The organism is Kitasatospora phosalacinea (assembly GCF_000717185.1).
GTDB classification, from domain to species: Bacteria; Actinomycetota; Actinomycetes; order Streptomycetales; family Streptomycetaceae; genus Kitasatospora; species Kitasatospora phosalacinea_A.
This window is the reverse complement of the sequence record NZ_JNYE01000244.1, coordinates 1-1,236: the sequence shown is the minus strand read 5'-3', so window position 1 is coordinate 1,236 and position 1,236 is coordinate 1. Positions and strand designations below refer to the sequence as shown.

At 66.3% G+C, this 1,236-nt stretch carries 1 protein-coding gene; it reads right to left on the bottom strand.

Annotated elements, in window-relative coordinates; genetic code table 11:
• Nucleotides 1–395: 395 nt before the first annotated feature.
• Nucleotides 396–1,169, bottom strand: a complete 774-nt coding sequence (locus tag OO57_RS37805; RefSeq protein ID WP_033257444.1) for an IS5/IS1182 family transposase — start codon at nucleotides 1,167–1,169, stop codon at nucleotides 396–398.
• Nucleotides 1,170–1,236: the final 67 nt, after the last annotated feature.

The window sequence follows — 1,236 nt, the reverse complement described above, 5'->3', positions numbered from 1 at the left end:
AGCCCGCGAGGCTACAGATTTCACGTCTGGATGGCCGACTGCGACCACCATGCGATCACCAATGCGGAATTCGTGACCTGACCTGCGACTTCCGGTGAGAGCCCGCAGTGGGCCAGCGCGCTCGGGTGCAAGTCCGCTGTGGGAGCGGGCTGTTATCCAGGCGAGGTGGTCGCTGTTGGCGGCGGCGGTTTCGCGGACGATTCGGGCGAAGCGCTCGCGGCTGCGCCCGCCAGGGCGGGCTTGTGCGGGTATTTGCTCTCTCCCGTCATCGGAGGCAGCGCACGCACAATCGTCAGTGTCCTGGCTATCGGCGGGTTCTCGCTTTCTCCGTGAGCGGAGCCTTGATGAGAACCTTCGGAATTGGCTCTGGCCGCTATTCCGTGAATGAGCCTCTTTCATCCTGAGTTTTCGCTGGTCGTGGGGCTGTGGATGATGAGGGTGTGGACGGCGGCGATCAGTCGGCTGATGCGGTTGGTCGAGCAGCGGGCCTTGCTGAAGACCTTCCAGGCCTTCAGCTGGGCGAAGGCGCGTTCGCCTGGTGCTCGGAGTCGGGCGTGGTCGCGGTTGTACTGCTGGTAGTGCTCGGGCAGTTCGTGGTGGTTGTAGTACGGGGTGCGGAAGGTCGCCCCGGCGCCTCGGTAGGCCCGGTCCGCCAGGACGAGGATCTCGCGGGTCAGGCAGGCCTGGACGATTCCGTGGGCGCGGGCGGCGGTCAGGTCGTGGGTGCGGCCCGGCAGGGCGCGGGAGAACCACAGGGGTGTGCCGTCGGGTGAGGCGACGACCTGCACGTTCATCCCGTGCTTGCGGTGCTTTTGCGAGTAGTACGGCTCGTCCGCCTTGATCCGGTCGGTCGGGATCAGGGTGCCGTCCACGATCACGAAGTCGCCCTCGCCCAGTCCCACCAGGGCCTCGCGCAGGCCCGGCGCCCACGCGGCCAGGACCTCCACAGTCTCGTCGACGTACCGCCAGGCCGTCGCCTCCGACACCCCGAACCCTGCGGCGACCCGGGCGAGAGTCTCGTTCTTCCGCAGATGCGCCAGGACCAGCAGGGCTTGCTTGAAACAACCGAGCCTGCGCCAGCGTGAGTTCAGTTCACGCCTTCGGGTGTAGATCAGCCACGAGACATGCTCGACCAGCTGAGCTGCCCCGAGTTTCGTGGAGTCCGCGATCGTGTGGTCAAGCAGTCTGAGGGACTTCCTCCAGGCTCGCCCAGTACGCCTGCTCGTATTCGTCGGG